A 16,570-nucleotide genomic window follows, 5' to 3' on the forward strand; every position below is an offset into this window, starting at 1 on the left:
GACGTTAGCGGAAGGGCGCGGGCGGTGACACGCATGGATTGCGTTTCAGTGCGCGGAATTAGCGGGGCGATGCGGGCTAGAAGTTTTTGTGGCGGCGGGTGGTCATCGGCGCAGCGTGACCGAAGCGGAAGAGATGTGTGGTCAGGCGAAGCGCGGGGCGAGGGCGGCGTGGATTTCGCGGACCATGGACTCGGTCGTGGACCAATCGATACAGCCGTCGGTGATGGAGACGCCGTACTTGAGCTGGTCTTTTGGCACGGGGAAGGGCTGGGCTCCGGCGTGGAGGTTGCTCTCGACCATCGCGCCCATGATCGAGGTGTTGCCTGCGGTGATCTGAGCGAGGAGTTCGCGCATGACGTCGGGCTGACGCTCGGGTTTTTTGGCGGAGTTTTCGTGGGAGCAATCGACGAGGATGGCTTTGGGGAGACCGGCTTTGGCGAGGAGTTGCTCGGTCTGGGCGATGTGGGCGGCGCTGAAGTTGGGGCCGCCGGAGCCGCCGCGCAGGACGATGTGGCTGTCGGGGTTGCCACGGGTGACGACGGCGGAGGCGATGCCGTCGAGATTGATGCCGAGAAAAGTCTGAGGCTGGGAAGCGGCTTTGATGGCGTTGACGGCGGTCTGGAGAGAGCCGTCGGTGCCGTTTTTGAAGCCGATGGGAGCAGACAGGCCTGAAGCCATCTGGCGGTGAGTTTGCGATTCAGTGGTGCGGGCACCGATGGCACCCCAGCAGACGAGGTCGGCCACGTATTGCGGGGTAATCGGGTCGAGGAACTCGGTGGCGGTGGGCAGGCCGAGGTCAAGGACTTCGCGGAGGAAGGCGCGGCCTACGCGGAGGCCTTCGGCGATGTCGTGTGAGCCGTCGAGATGCGGGTCCATGACGAGGCCTTTCCAGCCGACGGTGGTGCGGGGTTTCTCAAAATAGACGCGCATCACGATCATGACGCGGTCGGCGACTTCTTTGGAGAGGGCGGCGAGGCGGCGGGCGTAGTCGGCTCCGGCGGCAGTATCGTGGATCGAGCACGGGCCGACGATCAGGAGGAAGCGTTTGTCGTCCGTGAAGATGAGGCGACGGATGTCGGCGCGGGAGCGGGCGATGAAGTCGGCCTGGGCCTCGGTCTTGGGCAGCTCGGCGAGGAGCTTGCTGGGAGCGGGAAGGGGACGTGTCTCGACGACGTTGATGTCGGAGGTCTTTTGCATGAAGGGGCGAAAATTGGCCCGTTCGCAGTTAGGGAAGCAAGCTTCGGCTCGAATCGCCGACCCCGGAAAAGAAGTTGGCCGGTCGCCTACCCCTAAGCGACCGGCCATTTGCTTTCTTAGTTACCCCAAAACTCCCGCTAGGCGGGAGAAGTGAGAAATTGAATGAGCAGAAGAGACTATCGGAGGCTCTTTTCGTCAAATAAAACTTGGGTTTTGGCGGAGCTGGTTTTGCAATGTGCCTTCGTTTAGATACTTAAACTCTATGAATTTTGGCGCTCGTGTCCGTTTTAATTGTTACCAACCGGCGGCTGTGCTGCGGGTGAGCGGTGAGGATGCGCTAAGCTTTCTGCAAGGGCAGTTTACGCAGGATTTGAAAATGGTGGAGGCCGGTGCGGCGGCGTATGGATTGTGGCTCAATCAGAAGGGAAAAGTTTTGGCTGACAGCTTTGTGTTGAGGGCGGAGGGAGGCGTCTGGTGGGTGATTAGTTACTTCTCGGCGGCAGTGGTGATTCGGGAGCGACTGGAAAGTTATCTTATCGCGGATGATGTGGTGATTGAGGACGAGACAGTGGCCTGGGAAGGCGTGTCGGTGATGGGTGCGGGAGAGGGTGAAGGCGCAGAGGTGAAGGCTTGGTTGGCGGGTAGGGTAGGGTTGATCTGGCAAGGTCGCAGGGCGGCGGTTGTGACGTGGGAGTGGCTGCGGCCGAAGGGGAGTTCGCTGGAGATGGGCGCTGAGGCGGAAGAGATTTCAGAGGAAGAATTGGAGCATAGGAGGATTGAGAGCGGGATTCCGGCGGTGCCGCGGGATGTGGGGGCGGGGGATTTGCCGAATGAAGCAGGGCTGGAGGAGGTGGCGGTTTCTTATACGAAGGGCTGCTATTTGGGGCAGGAGGTGATGGCGCGATTGAAGGCGATGGGGCAGGTGCGGCGGCGGTTGTTGAAGGTGGAGGGTGCGGGAATGCCGGGGGCGTTGCCTGCGGGGTTGTTTCACGGCGAGAAGCGCGTGGGCGAAGTGCGCTCGGCGGTGAAGGCGGAGGCGGGATGGAGCGGGTTGGCGATGGTATCGTTGCTGGGGATGGAGGGGGTTACTGCGTTGAGTCTGACGCCGGGTGGTGCGGCGGAGGTGGAGGTTTTCAAATCATGAACGAGCACGAGCAACTGGTGGCGCTTTGCGCGAAGATGGGGGCGGCTCCGGCGCAGGCGGAGGTGATGGCGACGCAGCTGGCGAAGCGGGCGGATCAGCTCGCGGTGGAGCGCGAGATTTCGCGGGTGGAGGCGATGGGGCATTTGCTGCAGCTGGTCGTGAAGGGGCGCAGTGGAGAAGCGCCGCCGGGGTTTGAGGGCGGGCGTCCACCGGGGGCGAAGGCGGATGGTGGCGGGCGTGTGGTTTGATTGTTTAACAGTTTGAGGGGATGGAAAACCGTCTCGCCATGCTGCGGGCGGGTGGTGAGTTTCGCGGGCTTTTCGCCTACCCATGAAAGAACAGATTATTGCCCAGTTTCAGAAAGCATTTGGCCGCGCGCCGGAGTTCGTGACGCGGGCTCCTGGTCGCATCGAGTTCATCGGGAATCACACGGACTATAATGGCGGCACGGTGCTCGGGGCATCGATTGACCGCGGTGTGTGGGTGGCGCTGGCGCGGCGGACGGATGGGAAGCGGCGGTTTTTCAGCGCGTTTGCCGGGGAGATCACGGAGGCGGCGGCGGGCGTGCCGCAGGCGCAGACGGGCAAGGCGTCGTGGATCAATTATCCTCTCGGGGTGCTGGCGGCGCTACCTGTATTCGGACTTAAAGCACCGGAAGGTTTTGATTATGTGGCGGCGTCGGATCTGCCGACGGGCGCGGGGCTGAGCAGCAGCGCGGCGATCGAACTGGCGTCGGCGCTGGCGTTTCTTGAGGCGACGGGGCAGCGGCCGGATCGTGAGACGGTCGTGAAGATCGGGAAGCACGCGGAGAATCATTTCGTGGGCGTTCCGTGCGGGATTCTGGATCAGGGCGTGTCGGGATTTGGGAAGAAAGACCATCTGGTTTTCATCGATTGTCGCGGGCCGAAGTTTGCGACGGTGCCGCTGCCGTCGGATGCGCATTTTTGGATTTTCAACACGCACCACAAGCACGCGCTGGTGGATGGGATGTATGCGGCGCGGCATCGTGAGTGCATGGAAGCGGCGAAGGCGATCGGCGTGTCGTTGCTCGTGGAGGCATCGATCCAACAGCTGGATGCGGCAAAGGCGACGTTATCGTCGGATGCGTACAAGCGCGCGAAGCACGTGATCGAGGAGATCGCGCGTGTCGAGGCGGCGAATACGGCGTTGCGGGCGGGCGATCTGGCGGGCGTTGGCAAGCTGCTGACGGCGTCGCACCGGAGTTCGCAGAATTATTTTGAGAACAGCACGCCGGAGCTGGATTTACTCGTGGACACGCTTACGGGGACGCCGGAGGTGTTTGGGGCGCGGCTGACGGGCGGCGGGTTTGGCGGGGCGGTGATGGCGCTGACGAGTGCGCGGTTTGGCGACGCGCAGGCGGAGTCGGTCGCCGCGGTTTATGAAAAGGTCTACGGCACGAAGCCGGAGATCCTGCATTGCCAGACAGGCGATGGGGCGGCGGTGAGCTGAGCGGGGATTTCAGGCGGCGAGTGAGACGGAGCGTGCTCGCGAGAGGGCGCGGGCGTGGACGAGTGGATCGATGTTCCGGCCGGTGAGCGGGACGACGACTTGCTTGCGGGCGAGTTCGGGGAGTTTTCCTGCGAGGCACGCTGCGAGACCGGCGGCTCCGGCGCCTTCGACGACGGTGTTTTCAGTGTCGTGCAGATGGAGCACTGCGGCGGCGAGTTCGTCCTCGGTCACGGTGACGACACGGTCCACGAGTTGTTGCGCGATGGCGAAGGTCGTGGCTCCGGTTTTGGCGACAGCTAGGCCGTCAGCGAGCGAGGTGCTGACGGGGACGCGGACGGGTTTGCCCGCGTGGAGTGCGACGGCGAGACCGGGTGCATGGGCGGGCTCGACGCCGATGACGAGCGCATCGGGGCGCAGGGCTTTCACTACGGTCGCGACACCGGCGAGGAGTCCGCCGCCGCCGACAGGAACGACAAAAGCGTCGGCATCCGGGAAGGCGAAGAGGGCTTCGAGCGCGAGGGTCGCCTGGCCGGCGATCACGGTGAGATCGTCGAAGGGATGGACGTAGGTCGCGCCGGTTTGTGTGGCGAGGTTTTCGGCGAAGGAGGCTGACTCGTCGTAGGTCGCGCCGTGCTGGAGGACGTGCGCGCCGAGCTGGCGGCAGCGGTCGGCTTTCACGCGTGGCGCGTTGAGCGGCATGACAACGGTAACGGAGATGCCGAGTTGCGCGCCGTGGTAGGCGAGGCCGAGCGCGTGGTTGCCGGCGGAGGCGGCGACGACACCGCGGGCGCGTTCGGAGGGAGAGAGCGAGAGGAGGGCGTTGCGCGCGCCGCGTTCTTTGAAGGAGCCGGTGGATTGTTGATAATCGTGTTTCAGAATAATGCCCATGCCCGCGAGTTCGCTGAGCGGTCGGGAGACCGCGCTGGGCGTGGCGCGCAAACCTCCGGCGATGCGCGCGTGCGCCTGCCGGACGGTTTCTAGATTGAGGGCTTCAGGTTTCATTGGGAAAATTTGGACAACAAAAAGCCCCGGGCTTTGGGCCCGGGGCGGATGGAAAGTGACGGTTGCGTGTGTGCTTGTGGTGCGGTTACGCGACGTCTCCATGCCCGGGCTGGCTGCGAATAATAATCATCATGCCGATGATCATGGCGCGGGCGATGTGGTTGAGGGACGTCATTACGAGGCGCAGAGGCAAAGCGAGCGCGCTGGGTTTGGCAAGATCATCGTACGAACGAGAATCCGGCGCGGATGGTGGAGGTTTTTAATTCGTAGGCGCGCAGGCTCTCGCCGTAGCCGTTGAAATATTGAATGAGGAAGTAGGTTTCGAAATCGAGCAGCCGGGTGCGCACGGGGAGCGTGAGGTCGAGCTGCATGCTGGGGTGGTCGAATTCTTTGCCTGCCCAAAGAGTCGTCACGAGCGAGAGACCTTCGTTTTTGCCAAGGATCAGACGGAGTTGTCCGTAGCCGCGGTAGTCTTTTAGTTCGGGATTATCCTCGAGCGAAGTGAGGTAGGTGAAAACTTCGGGAACGACCAGCATGTGCCAGCCATCGAGATTTCCCAGCGCGAGGGCGGTTCGCAGATAAGCGGTGTTGAGGCTGCGCGAGTCGAAGCCTTCGCGGCCGTTGGATTCATGTTTGAGCGCGACTTGATATCCGAGCCAGGTGAGGCCTGTTCCTGTTTTTGCCGTGGCGGGGGCGAGCGATTCAAAGATGAGTTCGGGCATGTAGCTCGTGTCGTAGAAGGGACTCGAATCGGCGCTCATGTCCCAGAGCGAGCGTTGAGTGTAGGCGAACTGAAGCGTCGCGGGAACGATCTTCGAGGTGACTTGGCCGAGGTTCAACAGGCGGTACTTGAAGCTGAATTGGAATTTCCCGACGGGATCGTCGGGGCCGTAGATAAAATAAATGGGTTCATGAACGCCCAGGCGTCCGGCGAAAGTGCGCAGCAGCGATGTGGCTGCTGGACGAGCGGCGATCAGGCTGGTGAGGGACTGGCTGGAAGACGTGGAGCCGGGGTTGCTGGCTGCGGATGGGTTGATGTCGAGAACGGCGTGCAACGGAGAGCCCGTGATGCCGGTTACTTCCAGGATGACGCGGCCCTGGAGATCTTTGGGAACGGTGAAGATGTAGGTGCGAACGCCGAAACCACCTGCGGCGATGAGTTCGGAGGGTGCTTCTTCGGCGCGCAGGGAAAGCGTCCAAGAGCGCGTATCCAGTATCAGGGTGCCGCCGATAGTCGGTGGAGCTTCAAACACGGCTTCGGTGGTCAGCGGGTTGAGCGCGACGAGATCGATGCGGACCTCGGAGCCCGGAGCGACGGCGGAGGAGGGAGGGAGTAAATTGAAGATCGGTGCCGCCAGGGCAGTCGCGGCGGCGCCGATCAGTGCGAAAGTGAAAGCGATGAAGCGGTGCATCATGGTTACGAGAGGAGGATGACGCTGGTCCACTCTCTCGCAAGCGAGGCGGCGTGATGCACGCCATTCATCAGAAGCTCACACGGAGGCCGAGGGTGATGTTACGGCCCGGGAGCGGGGCGACGTCTTTGAGGAAGGAGACGTGGTTGCGGGCTTCTTCGTCGGTGAGGTTGTTAGCGCGCACGAAGACGTCGCAGGCGTAGCGGTTCAGGTCGAAGTGCCAGCCGAGCGATGCGCCGAGCAAGGTATAGCTATCGGTCGCGGTTTCGTTGGCGGATAGATTTCTCGCGCGATCGACGAGTTGCGTGTCGATGCCGGCGGAGAACGGGCCGCCGCGGTAGTCGAAGCCAAGTGTGAGACGGCGTGGCGTGATGCGCGGGAGGTTTTCACCGGTGCCGCGGATTTTTCCGCGCACGGTGTCGGCGGCGATGCGGATGTCGAAGGCGTGGGCGGTGGATTCGTGGAGATGGAAAATGGTTTCCAGTTCGGCACCGTAGAACTGCGCGTCGCGTTGGGTGTATTGATAGACGACGAGATCGTCTTGTTCAGCGCCGGTGGGTTGCTCGAAGAGGAAGCCGTCGAAACGGTTGGCGAAGACGGTGAGCTCGCCGGTGATGAAGCCCGCGTGGCGGCGAAGGCTGACGTCGAGGGCGAGGGATTTTTCTTTGCCGAGGGTTTCGTCGCCGATCTCGAATGCGCCGGTGCCAATGTGCGGGCCGTTGGAGAAGAGTTCCTGGGCGTTGGGCTGGCGCTCGGTGCGGGCAAGGGTTGTGCCGAGCGACCAGGCGTCGCTGAGTTTCCAAACGAGGCCGGTGGACAGGCTCACGCCGTCACCATCGCGGCTGCGGTTGGAGCCGTCGCGGACTTCGATGTCTTGGGTTTCGATGCGTGCGCCGAACTGCCAGGTGAGCGGATCGAAGGTGGCTTCCTCGAAGGCGAAGAGCGCGTAGCTGGCGGTGTGGGAGGGCGGGAGGAAGGCTTCGTCGCCGATGGCGGAGAAATCGTTGTGCGAAATCTGCGCGCCGAGGGCTCCGGTGAGGAGGCCGAGGGGTTGGTGGAGGAGTTCGAGGCGGCCATCGTAGCCGCGATTTTTGAATACGGTGCCGATCTCGGCGCCTTCGAGTTCCTGGTGGCGGTAGTCGGCCAGGCCGAGTTTGAAGCGGGCGGATTCGAAGATGCCGAAGGGCTGGGTGAGCGCGCCCTGGAGATCGAGACGGCGCTGGCGGAGGTCGATGCGGACGGGAGGCTCTTCTTCGGTGGCGGGCGCAGATGGATCGAGTGAGCTTTCCTCGTGTGCGTGCGCGCCGGGCGGGATGCCGTAGATCGTGTTGTGGCCGCTGGCGGAGAAGCCGAGGTAGCCGCGGGTGCCGATCCAGGAGAAGCCGGCGGCGGCACCGTCGGCGGTTTGGGCGGAGTTGGTGAGGCGGTCGCGGGCGAACTCGGGGGCGGGTTCGCCGTTGGCGGCGGCGTGGGCGGTTTCCTCTGCGCGGAGTGCGGAGGATTCGGCGAAGCCGGGGATGCGGGTGTCGTCACTGGTCCGCCGATACGCATCGACGTGCCAGGCGAGCGGGCCGCCAGCGCCTTCAAGGAGGACGGCGGCGCTTTTGCCTTCGTCAACCGAACTGTAGCGGAAGGCGGTGCGGCCTTCGAGGGGACGGTCGGGGAGGGTGGTGGCGATGCGGTGGTCGATGACGTTGACGACTCCGCCGACGGCGTTGCCGCCGTAGAGGAGGGCGGCGGGGCCGCGGACGATTTCGAGGCGGTCGATGAGGAGAGGGTCGAGGGCGACGGCGTGATCGGGGCTGGTGGTGGAGGCGTCGATCGAGCCGGTGCCGTTTTGGAGGATACGGATGCGGTCGCCGCCGAGGCCGCGGATGACGGGGCGGCTCGCGCCGGGGCCGAAGTAGGTGGAGGCGACGCCGGGCTGGCCGGCGAGGGATTCGCCGAGGGTGGGCTGGAGTTTCAGGGCGAGGGCGCGGCCGGTGAGGACGGAGGTGGGCGCGGCGATCTCGGCTTGTGAGCGTTCGAGGGGAGTCGCGGTGACGACGAGGTTTTCGAGGGCGACCGGTTCATCGGCGGGCGAGTGCGAATGCGCGGGCGGCGTGGTGGACTGGCCGTGCGCGAGCGCGGCGGCGAGGAGGAGAAGTGGGAGGTGACGGAAAGAGGACATGAGGATGCGTGGTTGTTTTTCGGATGCAGACGGAGACGCACGAGCGGACGGAGCCAAAGCAGTGGCTGGGCGTGACGCGGGTGCGTGGAAATCGAGACGCGGCGCGGCGGCGGCGTTTAACGAAGGAGACAGAAACCGTTCAGCAGGCGGGCGGGCCGCACTGCGGAGGCAGGCGGTGGGGCGGAGCGGTGAGGCGTAGCTCGGGGTGAGAAAGCGGGAGGAACTGGGCCCACGCGCTCGCGGGCGCGGGGGCGGTGAGGACGTCGAAAGTGGTCCAGATGCCGTGAGCGAAGAGAACGACGGCGCAGGTGTGTTCTTCGTCGTGGTGACAGTCGTGGTGGACGTGTTCGTGCGCTTCGGGCGAGGCGGCGAGAATGGTCAGCGTGAGCACCAAAGCCACGGCTCCGGCCGCGAGGAGGCGGCGGAAGGTTTGGGCGAGTGGCGAGTCGGTGAACATCGAGGCGGAGGAAGACGGCGGAGCGTGAAGGGAGGGATTATGGCAAAGTCGTCAAGGGGGGCTGGTCGCGGGGGTTGCGCGAGACGGCGTGGGCCGGGTTTCAGCGAGTGGCGGCTGGGGCGGAGGCTGGAGGTGTGGCGGGTGCGGAGGTTTTTTTCTCGAGGGCGATGAGGCGTTTTTCGAGGGCGGCGAGCTGGCGGAGGCTGGCGATGTTGATGACGACGAGGGCGAGGACGACGAAGAGGAGGACGTAGGGGAGTTTTTGCATGAGAAATTTTTAAGGGAGCGGCGGGAGGGAAAGAGGGCGGGCGTCGAAGAGGTGCCAGATGCCGTCGCGTTGTTCGATGCGGGCGAGGAGCGAGGTGATGTTGTTGAGGGCGGAGAGAGTTGGGTCGTCGATGCGGAAAGTGGTTTGGCCAGCAGGGAGGATGCCGGGGATTTCGGGGTGCTCGATGACGGCCTGGTTTTTTCGCGGGATGAGTTGGATGACGCGACCAGTGAGCGCGTGGCCGGGGAGAGTGGCGGTGTCGGGCGGGCAGGTGAGGCAGGGGCGGCCTTGGAGGAAGCTTTCAGCGGGCGGAAGTGTGATGAGGCGCGTGATGAGTTGGGTGACACCGGTGGTGGTGAGTTCGTGAGCGAGGAGGAGTTGTGCGGGGGTGGTGTCGTCGTCTTTGAGCAGCGCGAGTTGCGGGTGGCCGAGGGCGCCGGCGGACGGCGCGGAGGTGATGAGAATGGGGATACTGAGGTCACCTGCGGGTGAGAGGCGGCGGAGCCAGAGGGCGGCGGCGGTTTTTTCAGGGCCGTGGGATTCGAGCCAGGTGATGTAGGCGGAGCCGTCGCGGAGGAGGACGGCGCTGGCGCGGCCGAGCGGGCGGCCGTCGTCGATGCGGATGGGGAGGAAGAATTGTTCGCCGGCGGAGGTGGAGAGGGCGGCGAAGAGACGCGGGGATTTTTCGGCGTGGTTGAGCCAGATCACGAGGACGCGGGCTTCGCGGGAGTGGAGCAGGGGCGGCTCGGGTGGGACGGATATGGAGTGGGGCTGAGGCCAGTTGTCGGAGCTTAGGGGTTGGGGCACGGAGGTGGTCGATCCGTGGTGGCGTTGTGTATGGAGATCGAGGATGCGGCCGTTTTTTTCGGGGAAGAAGGCGGTGAGTTCGCTGCTATCTGGGAAGGTGACTCGCGGAATGACCGATGCGGGCGGAGTTTTTGTGATGGGGAGCGGGGCGGGCGAGGACCAGCGGGAGGTGGCGCGGTCCCAAGTGGAGCGGATGTGCGCGGGCGGGCTGTCGGAGGAGGTTTCGCTCCAGGCAAGCTGGAGGTTATCGGCGGTGGTGATAAAAAGTGGGGTGGTGGCGCCGACGGGGGCGGGCGAGGGGATGAGTTGTTGAGTGATCGTCAGGGCGGGGGAGTCGGCGCGCAGAGCGGGGGCGCAGAGGGCGAGCGCGAGGACGAGCAGGCGTTTCATGGCGGGAGCGAAGCGGTGATAAGGGCAGACGCGAGCTTGGGGGAATTTTTTGGCGAAAAAGGAATCGGCGGTTGCATCCGGCAGCGCGGGAAAAATTCTTGGCGGACATGTTGGTTGAACGCGCGCGGCCGGTGGAGCCGGATAAAAACAGAGTGGAACATCGTTTCTGCGCGCACTGTCAGGCCGAGGCCACGCGCATAGAAAAGCGGGCCTGCGGTCTGGCACGCTTTCGGCGGCATGGACTGACGATGTTTTCCTGGCAGAGATTTTTCCTAGTGGTGTTTGCGAGCTGGATGCTGGCGCTGAGCGCGCGGGCGGATGCGTTGATTTTCTCGGATGGGGACCGGGTGCAGGGGACTTTTGTGCGGCGTGAGAATGGAAAGATTATTTTTCAATCGCTGCGTTTTGGAAATCTGAGCGTGCCGGAAAACGAGGCGACGGTGGAGATGACTTCGCAGCCGCCGCCGATTGTCGCGCCGATGCCGTCGGAAGCGCCTGACGCGATGGAGATCAAGGAGGACGTGCCGCCGTCGCTGTACGATCAGATCTTGCTGACGCGATTCCGGCGGAAGGTGGAGGACGGCATAGTCCAGTGGTGGGAGCCGTGGACGGGGCGGCTGGCGGCATCGACGGACATCGTGCATGACGCGAAGGATCGCAGCGTTTTCCTGGCGGAGGGGCGCGTGCGCCGTAACTGGGCGAAGGATGAAGTGCGGCTGGATGCGCGGTATGAATTTCGTGAGGAAAACAACATCAAGACGGTGGATTTGATCAAGGGCACGGGGCTATGGCGTCATGATTTGAGCACGCGGATTTTCGGCTCTTATCGTCCGTTACTGGAGCGCGACAAGGTGAACTCGAATGGGTTTCAGCCGTTTCCGTACGTGTTGTTGCAGCAGCAGGTGGGCGTGGGTGTGCATCTGTTGCGGCGCGAGCGGATCAAGGTGCGCGCGGGTGTGGCCGAGAATTTTTTCAACGTATGGGCGATTCACAACAGGGAGGAAAAATCGTACGAGCACGTGGAGTCGTTGTTCTTCGAGGCCGAGGCGACGTTGCCGTGGCGCATCACGATCACAGAGCGCGGTGTGTGGTACTATTCGCTCAAGGATGCCACGCAGGGATGGGAGAATGAATTTGAGTTCTCCAAGAAGTTGACGGATTCGCTGAGCTTGGGCGTCCGCCACGAGTTTCGTCAGAACAATCCGGATCAGCGCGTGCAGGATTATGAACGGCTGCGGTTTTTAATCGGGTACGATTTTTGAATGAGGGAAGGGGCGCAGAGATGAAGGCGGAGTTTTAATCTGGAACTCAGGAAGGCTGGAGGCGGAGTGATGCGGGACACGCTTGGGTCTCAAGCGTGATAGGTGGCCTGGCGGACGACACGGAGGTCGTCCCTCCATTCAAGACACGAGTCTAGTGGATGCGCGGATCAGGCTTCGCACTTCAGGACGTACACGGCGCCTTTTTCGCTGCCGATGGCGAGGTAGGCGTCGTCGGGGGACCATGCGATCTTCGTGGCGGCGGCGGGCATCTTGATGGTGGCGCGGAGCGGTTGTTTTCGCTCGGGGCTCCAGAGCATGAGGGTGCCGTCTTGTGAGGCGGTCGCGAGGACGCCGAATTTTTTCTGGAAGGCGACGGCGCAGACTTTGGTGTCGTGCGGGAGCATGGCGGGTTCACGGCCTTCGGGGCCGGCGCCGAGGCAGTCCCAGATGCAAGCGTCGTTTCCGCCGCTGGTGGCGAGCCAGCGGCCGGTGCGGTCGAAGGAGAGTTCCTTCACTTTGCCTTCGTAGCCGCTCATGTGGAATTCCTGGTCTTCCTCGGGGAGCCAGAGGTGGACGCTTGGGTCTTGGTTTCCGGATACGAGCCAGCGGCCGTCGGAGGACCAGACGAGGGCGTGGATGCCGTTGGCGTAGGCGAATTCTTTTTGAGCGACGTAATCATCGGCGTCCCAGAGGCAGACGCCGCCGAAGTAGGCGGCGGCGAGGGCGCCGCCTTGAGGGTGCCACGCGATGGCGGAGAGGGTTTTCGGGGCTGACTTGAAGCGGTGGCGGATGGAGGCGTCGGCGTTGAGGAAGGTGAGGTCGCGGCCGGCGGAGGCGGCGAGGATCGGAGCGGCGTTTTCAGCTGTGGGGCGCCAGGCGAGGTGTTCGACCCAAGCGGTGCCGAGTTCGGCGGTGGCGGTGTGCTGGCCGGCGGCGGTGTCCCAGAGTTTAGCGGCGCCGTCCTGGCCGCCGGTGGCGAGCGTTGCGGCGGAAGCCGGTTTCCAGGCGAGGCAGTTGGTGCCGTCGGTGTGGCCGGGGAGTTCGTGGAGTTTCGCGCCTTTGACGGAATCGAAGAGTGACACAGGGCCGGAGGCCGAAGCGGCGGCGAGTTGGGTGCCGTCGGGGGACCACGCGAGGTCGATCACGTAGTCATCGAGGACGGCGGCCCAGTGTTTGGTGAGGTTCATCGGCAATCCGCAAAAACGCGGAGATGCAGGGAAACGCCAAGCGGAATTTTCGCCAGTCAGAGAGCCAGCGAGGCGAGAAGCAGGCGGAGTTCGTCGTCGATGTCGGAGTCGCGGGCGACGGTGTGGGCGATTTCGGCGCGGAGGAGCTGGCGGTAACGTTGACGGAGGCGGTGGAGGGCGACGCGGATGGCGGGCTCGGTCATGTTGAGTTTGGCGGCGAGATCGGCGTGCGCGATGTCGGCGCGGCGACCGGCGAGGTGGGGGCTGAGGGCGTCGAAGAGGGCGGTGCGGTTGGTGGCGATGTGTTCGTCGCGTAGGCTCGTTGTGACGCGAGCGAGGAGGGCGAGGGCCCAGGCGCGGTCGAAGGCGCGGTCAGGCGGGAGATCGGACGACGGTGTTTGCGCGAAGGCGGTTTCGGCGGCTTGCGTGTCGAGCGGGGTGAGAAGGTGCGCGCCGCGTTTTTCGGCACGGGCGTGATCACGGAGGTCAGCCAAGTAGTGGTTGAAGCTGCCGAGGAGGAAGGCGCGGAAACGGCCGCGGGTGCGCTCGGCGTCGGCGAGGGATTCGAGGCGGAGGAGGCGGGCGAAGAAACCCTGGACGGCGTCCTCGGCGTCGGCGGGCGGGAGCGGGTGGCGGCGGGCGTGGGCGTAGAGGGGTTGCCAATACGTGTGGCAGAGTTCGGCGAGGGCGGCCTCGGATTTGAGGGCGTCGGAGTCGTGTGCGGCGAGGACGAGGGTCCAGCGGGTGGTGGCGAAGGAGGCGCTCACGGGGCTGGCTGTGTTTTCAGGAGCTCGTTGAGCTCGAGCTCGCGGATGGCGAGCTCGGTTTTGGCTTTGGAGAGGACTTCGGCAGTTGCCGTGCCGGTTTCCACGCGCGTATTTGCTTCGTCGAGGCGGCGTTTGGCGGACACGACTTTGATTTGGGCGCTCTTCAGCGGATCGTTGGCGAGTTCTGCCTCGAGGAGTGTGACTTCGTCCTTGGCGGCGTGGAGTTCTTCGTTCCCGACCATACCTGCTTTGTGACGCTCGCTAACTGCGGCGAGGCGGCGTTTGGCGGCGGCGATTTTTGTCTGCGTGATCTTTGATTGGTCGCCGAGGAGTTCGGCTTCGAGGATCGCGACAGTGTCCTGCGCGGCGTGGAGTTCTTCGTTGGTGCTGGTACCGGCTTCCACCCGGGTTTTGGCGAGAGCGACCAGGCTTTTCGCTTCTGCGAGTTTGAGGCGGAGAATTTCCTGTTGGGCTTCTGAGGGAAGCGCGGCGGTGGCAGCGGGAGACGGGGATTGTGCTGCGGGAAAGGTGTCGAAAGCGATTTGGTTGAAGTCGGCTTTTTTAGCCGCGTCCAAGAGCGCGATGACTTTGGAGTACTCGGTGTTGGCGGGTACTTGAATGCGGAGATGAGATGATTCGGCTGCCGGAGTTGGTTTTGCCGGTGTGGTGCTGTCGTTGGGGCGGTCGGTTGGATCGATAGAAGACGTGAGGACTGGGGGAAGTTTTGGAGAGGGTTTGTTTTCAGCGCGGTTGCTCCAGGCGATGGCGGTGGGGGCGGAGAAGAAGCCGAGGAGGGTGGCGCTGACGATGGCGAGAATGAGGGAGCGGCGGGTGTGGAGTTTGGCGGCAGTGTGGGGTTCGGCGAGGCGCATGAGGAGGCCGATGGCCCAGAGCATGAGGAGGGAGGGGAAGCCGATCAGGGTGAAGAGGGCGATGTCGGGCAGGCGGATGGGGTGGAGGCGGTGTGCGAGGAGGGTGAGCGTGTGGAGCTGGGCGAAGAAAAGCACGAGGGCGCAGGACAAGGTGGCCAGCCAGGATTGGAGGATGGCGATGAGTTGGGGGCGGCGATCGGGCGAGAGCCAGATGGCGCGGTGGGGGATGTTGATGTATTCATCGGGGAGTCGGCGCATGAGCAGGGCGGCGCCTTGGAAAAGAAGGCCGAGGCCGAGTGGGAACAGGCCGGTGAAGGCGAGGTAGCCGGACTTGCTCATGTAGCCGTCGGCGCGGCCGTTCATACCGAAGTGGCTGGCGACGGTGGCGGGCAGTTCGTCGGCGGTGGAGAAGATCCAGAGGAGGTGCAGCGCGTTGAGGAGGAGAAAGGCGGCTGCGATGAGGGGCAACGTGCGGGGTGAGGAGGCCGGGGAGCGCTTGGAAATTTTCCACAGCAGGAACGCCAGAGCTGCGAGTGCGACGAAGAGGAGGGTGAGCGTGATAGTCGTCGTGGCGGAAACGGAATTGGGGGAGTGCTGCGGATTGTTCCGGGTGTTGAAGATCACACCTCCGATCACCGAAGAGGCGGCGATGGCGATGGGAGGCTGGTCTCTACGGCTGACCAATAACTGGTTGTCGATGGGGCCAGCGGTGGTGACGCGGGCGACGTAGGTTAACGACTCGGTGTGGTGGTAGGCGACGATGTCGCCCGGGGTGAAGTGGTGGTTGAGCTTATAGACGAAGGCGAGGCTGCCGGCGGGGATCTCCGGTTCGATGGAGGAGCCTTCGATGCGGTAGGGTGCGATGACGAAGAATCGCAGCGCGAGCAGCACGAGGAGCGTGATGGGTGCGACGCGGAGGAGCCAGAACTTGAGGCGTGGATGGGAGAAGATCGCGGAAGCGCGGAAGGGCGGAAGCGCGGAAGGGTCGGAGACGGAATTGGTGGGAGAGAGCGGAACGGCGGATGAGGGGGCAGAAGCCGACGGGGACGTCGGCGCTCCCGGGGGTGTTGAGGAAGAGGCGATGGTTTCGAGGTGGGTTTTGAGTTCGGTGGCGGCGGAGTAGCGGAGGGCGGGGTTTTTCTCGAGGGCGCGGAGGACGATGGCGTCTAGGCGGATGTCGAGGTGGACGCGTTGCGAGGGGGGCTGGAGTTGTTGCGCGTCGGGGAGTTCGCCGGTGAGTAGTTGATAAAGTACGACGCCGAGTGCGTAGATGTCGGCGCGGTGATCGACGGCGGCGGGGTGGGCGCGTTGTTCGGGGGCCATGTATTCCGGCGTGCCCATTACGCGGCCGGTCTCGGTGAGACTCGAATGACCAATGGACAGTGACCAATGATCAGTGTCGGAGGTCAGGGCGGGTGCGGGGGTTTCGGACGGGCTCGGCGAGCCGTCCCTACCCGCGGAGGTGGCGGTGATTTTGGCGAGGCCGAAGTCGGCGATCTTCACGCGGCCGAGGCGGTCGATGAGGAGGTTTTCGGGTTTGATGTCGCGGTGGATGAGGCCGCGGTCGTGCGCGTATTGAAGCGCGTCGCACAGTGGTGGGACGATCGCGAGTGCTTCGCGGGGCGAGAGGCGACCGGCGGCGAGGAGCTGGCGGAGATTCAGGCCGTCCACGAACTCCATGAGGATGAAGAAGCGTCCGCTGGAGGTGTGGCCGAATTCGTAGAGGGTGACGATGCCGGGGTGATTGAGTTTCGCGAGGGCGCGGGCTTCGCGGGTGAACCGGTCGGCGAAGGACGGATCGGCGTCGAGGCCGGGGCGGAGGAGTTTTAAGGCGACGTGGCGGTCGAGGGATTTCTGGCGGGCTTTATAGACGGCGCCCATGCCGCCGCGGCCGAGGAGTTCGAGGATTTCAAGCTGGGGAAAATCGGGAGCGAGATCGGCGGGGCTGGGAGGCGGCGCGGAGTTGGAAGGTGCGGCGGGTTCGCTGGTGAGACCGGCGGCGAGCAGGCAATGCGGGCACGCGCCGAGCGGGGCATTGGCGGGAAGCGCGCGTCCGCAGTGAGGGCATTTCGCGGAGCCTGGCGTGGCGGAAGAGGGCGAGTTGGAAGTCGGAGAAGACATGTGGAGCGGAGCCGATGGCGCGAAACGCGCAGTGGCTCTTATCC

14 protein-coding genes are annotated in these 16,570 nt (G+C 64.1%); 4 read left to right on the forward strand and 10 right to left on the reverse strand.

Features of this window, described 5'->3' with window-relative positions:
* Window positions 1-141 precede the first annotated feature (141 nt).
* Entirely contained in the window at window positions 142-1,197 is a 1,056-nt protein-coding gene (locus CMV30_RS10355) for a 3-deoxy-7-phosphoheptulonate synthase (RefSeq protein WP_096055954.1), read from the reverse strand.
* Between the two features lie 262 nt (window positions 1,198-1,459).
* Between CMV30_RS10355 and ygfZ the strand changes: the two genes are divergently transcribed.
* From ygfZ to galK, 3 genes are all read left to right on the forward strand, one after another.
* Window positions 1,460-2,341 carry a CAF17-like 4Fe-4S cluster assembly/insertion protein YgfZ gene (gene ygfZ / locus CMV30_RS10360; RefSeq protein WP_096055955.1) on the forward strand — a complete coding sequence of 294 codons (882 nt, stop codon included), beginning with the start codon at window positions 1,460-1,462 and terminating at the stop codon, window positions 2,339-2,341.
* The gene (locus tag CMV30_RS10365) at window positions 2,338-2,589 is read left to right on the forward strand and encodes a hypothetical protein (RefSeq protein WP_096055956.1); all 252 of its coding nucleotides are present in this window, start codon (window positions 2,338-2,340) and stop codon (window positions 2,587-2,589) included. The genes ygfZ and CMV30_RS10365 overlap by 4 nt, the downstream gene beginning before the upstream one ends.
* 82 nt (window positions 2,590-2,671) lie before the next feature.
* Entirely contained in the window at window positions 2,672-3,811 is a 1,140-nt protein-coding gene (galK, locus tag CMV30_RS10370; protein WP_096055957.1) for a galactokinase, read from the forward strand.
* A gap of 9 nt (window positions 3,812-3,820) precedes the next feature.
* On the opposite strand, the gene CMV30_RS10375 is transcribed toward galK, so the two are convergent.
* The 6 genes from CMV30_RS10375 to CMV30_RS10395 form a co-directional block, all read right to left on the reverse strand.
* Window positions 3,821-4,813, reverse strand: a complete 993-nt coding sequence (locus CMV30_RS10375) for a threonine/serine dehydratase family protein (RefSeq protein WP_096055958.1) — start codon at window positions 4,811-4,813, stop codon at window positions 3,821-3,823.
* Window positions 4,814-5,031: 218 nt separating this feature from the next.
* Window positions 5,032-6,228, reverse strand: coding sequence for a phospholipase A (locus CMV30_RS10380; RefSeq protein WP_096055959.1), 1,197 nt, complete (start codon window positions 6,226-6,228; stop codon window positions 5,032-5,034).
* A gap of 67 nt (window positions 6,229-6,295) precedes the next feature.
* The gene (locus tag CMV30_RS10385; protein WP_096055960.1) at window positions 6,296-8,395 is read right to left on the reverse strand and encodes a TonB-dependent receptor; all 2,100 of its coding nucleotides are present in this window, start codon (window positions 8,393-8,395) and stop codon (window positions 6,296-6,298) included.
* A 139-nt stretch (window positions 8,396-8,534) separates the two neighbouring features.
* On the reverse strand, window positions 8,535-8,852 hold the full coding sequence (locus CMV30_RS10390) for a hypothetical protein (RefSeq protein ID WP_096055961.1): 318 nt from the start codon (window positions 8,850-8,852) through the stop codon (window positions 8,535-8,537).
* A 100-nt stretch (window positions 8,853-8,952) separates the two neighbouring features.
* Window positions 8,953-9,120 carry a hypothetical protein gene (locus CMV30_RS19860; RefSeq protein WP_175414823.1) on the reverse strand — a complete coding sequence of 56 codons (168 nt, stop codon included), beginning with the start codon at window positions 9,118-9,120 and terminating at the stop codon, window positions 8,953-8,955.
* 9 nt (window positions 9,121-9,129) lie between these two features.
* Window positions 9,130-10,317: a hypothetical protein gene (locus tag CMV30_RS10395; RefSeq protein WP_096055962.1), complete on the reverse strand. Its 1,188-nt coding sequence runs from the start codon at window positions 10,315-10,317 to the stop codon at window positions 9,130-9,132.
* 248 nt (window positions 10,318-10,565) lie between these two features.
* On the opposite strand from CMV30_RS10395, the gene CMV30_RS10400 reads away from it, so the two are divergent.
* The gene (locus tag CMV30_RS10400) at window positions 10,566-11,579 is read left to right on the forward strand and encodes a DUF481 domain-containing protein (RefSeq protein ID WP_175414824.1); all 1,014 of its coding nucleotides are present in this window, start codon (window positions 10,566-10,568) and stop codon (window positions 11,577-11,579) included.
* Between the two features lie 167 nt (window positions 11,580-11,746).
* On the opposite strand, the gene CMV30_RS10405 is transcribed toward CMV30_RS10400, so the two are convergent.
* Genes CMV30_RS10405 through CMV30_RS10415 form a run of 3 tightly spaced genes read right to left on the reverse strand, consistent with a single transcriptional unit; the run spans window position 11,747 to window position 16,526 of the window.
* Entirely contained in the window at window positions 11,747-12,766 is a 1,020-nt protein-coding gene (locus CMV30_RS10405) for a WD40 repeat domain-containing protein (protein WP_096055964.1), read from the reverse strand.
* A gap of 56 nt (window positions 12,767-12,822) precedes the next feature.
* Window positions 12,823-13,533 carry an RNA polymerase sigma factor gene (locus CMV30_RS10410; RefSeq protein WP_096055965.1) on the reverse strand — a complete coding sequence of 237 codons (711 nt, stop codon included), beginning with the start codon at window positions 13,531-13,533 and terminating at the stop codon, window positions 12,823-12,825.
* Entirely contained in the window at window positions 13,530-16,526 is a 2,997-nt protein-coding gene (locus tag CMV30_RS10415) for a protein kinase domain-containing protein (RefSeq protein ID WP_096055966.1), read from the reverse strand. The genes CMV30_RS10410 and CMV30_RS10415 overlap by 4 nt, the downstream gene beginning before the upstream one ends.
* Window positions 16,527-16,570 lie beyond the last annotated feature (44 nt).

This window comes from Nibricoccus aquaticus, assembly GCF_002310495.1.
GTDB lineage: Bacteria > Verrucomicrobiota > Verrucomicrobiia > Opitutales > Opitutaceae > Nibricoccus > Nibricoccus aquaticus.

What these genes read in the sequence shown, in the direction of transcription:
- CMV30_RS10385 (WP_096055960.1), bottom strand. Translation starts at nt 8,395, where the DNA reads ATGTCCTCTTTCCGTCACCTCCCACTTCTCCTCCTCGCCGCCGCGCTC.
- CMV30_RS10355 (WP_096055954.1), bottom strand. Translation starts at nt 1,197, where the DNA reads ATGCAAAAGACCTCCGACATCAACGTCGTCGAGACACGTCCCCTTCCC.
- CMV30_RS10365 (WP_096055956.1), top strand. Translation starts at nt 2,338, where the DNA reads ATGAACGAGCACGAGCAACTGGTGGCGCTTTGCGCGAAGATGGGGGCG.
- CMV30_RS10405 (WP_096055964.1), bottom strand. Translation starts at nt 12,766, where the DNA reads ATGAACCTCACCAAACACTGGGCCGCCGTCCTCGATGACTACGTGATC.
- ygfZ (WP_096055955.1), top strand. Translation starts at nt 1,460, where the DNA reads ATGAATTTTGGCGCTCGTGTCCGTTTTAATTGTTACCAACCGGCGGCT.
- CMV30_RS19860 (WP_175414823.1), bottom strand. Translation starts at nt 9,120, where the DNA reads ATGCAAAAACTCCCCTACGTCCTCCTCTTCGTCGTCCTCGCCCTCGTC.
- CMV30_RS10390 (WP_096055961.1), bottom strand. Translation starts at nt 8,852, where the DNA reads ATGTTCACCGACTCGCCACTCGCCCAAACCTTCCGCCGCCTCCTCGCG.
- CMV30_RS10375 (WP_096055958.1), bottom strand. Translation starts at nt 4,813, where the DNA reads ATGAAACCTGAAGCCCTCAATCTAGAAACCGTCCGGCAGGCGCACGCG.
- CMV30_RS10400 (WP_175414824.1), top strand. Translation starts at nt 10,566, where the DNA reads ATGTTTTCCTGGCAGAGATTTTTCCTAGTGGTGTTTGCGAGCTGGATG.
- CMV30_RS10380 (WP_096055959.1), bottom strand. Translation starts at nt 6,228, where the DNA reads ATGATGCACCGCTTCATCGCTTTCACTTTCGCACTGATCGGCGCCGCC.
- CMV30_RS10395 (WP_096055962.1), bottom strand. Translation starts at nt 10,317, where the DNA reads ATGAAACGCCTGCTCGTCCTCGCGCTCGCCCTCTGCGCCCCCGCTCTG.
- galK (WP_096055957.1), top strand. Translation starts at nt 2,672, where the DNA reads ATGAAAGAACAGATTATTGCCCAGTTTCAGAAAGCATTTGGCCGCGCG.
- CMV30_RS10415 (WP_096055966.1), bottom strand. Translation starts at nt 16,526, where the DNA reads ATGTCTTCTCCGACTTCCAACTCGCCCTCTTCCGCCACGCCAGGCTCC.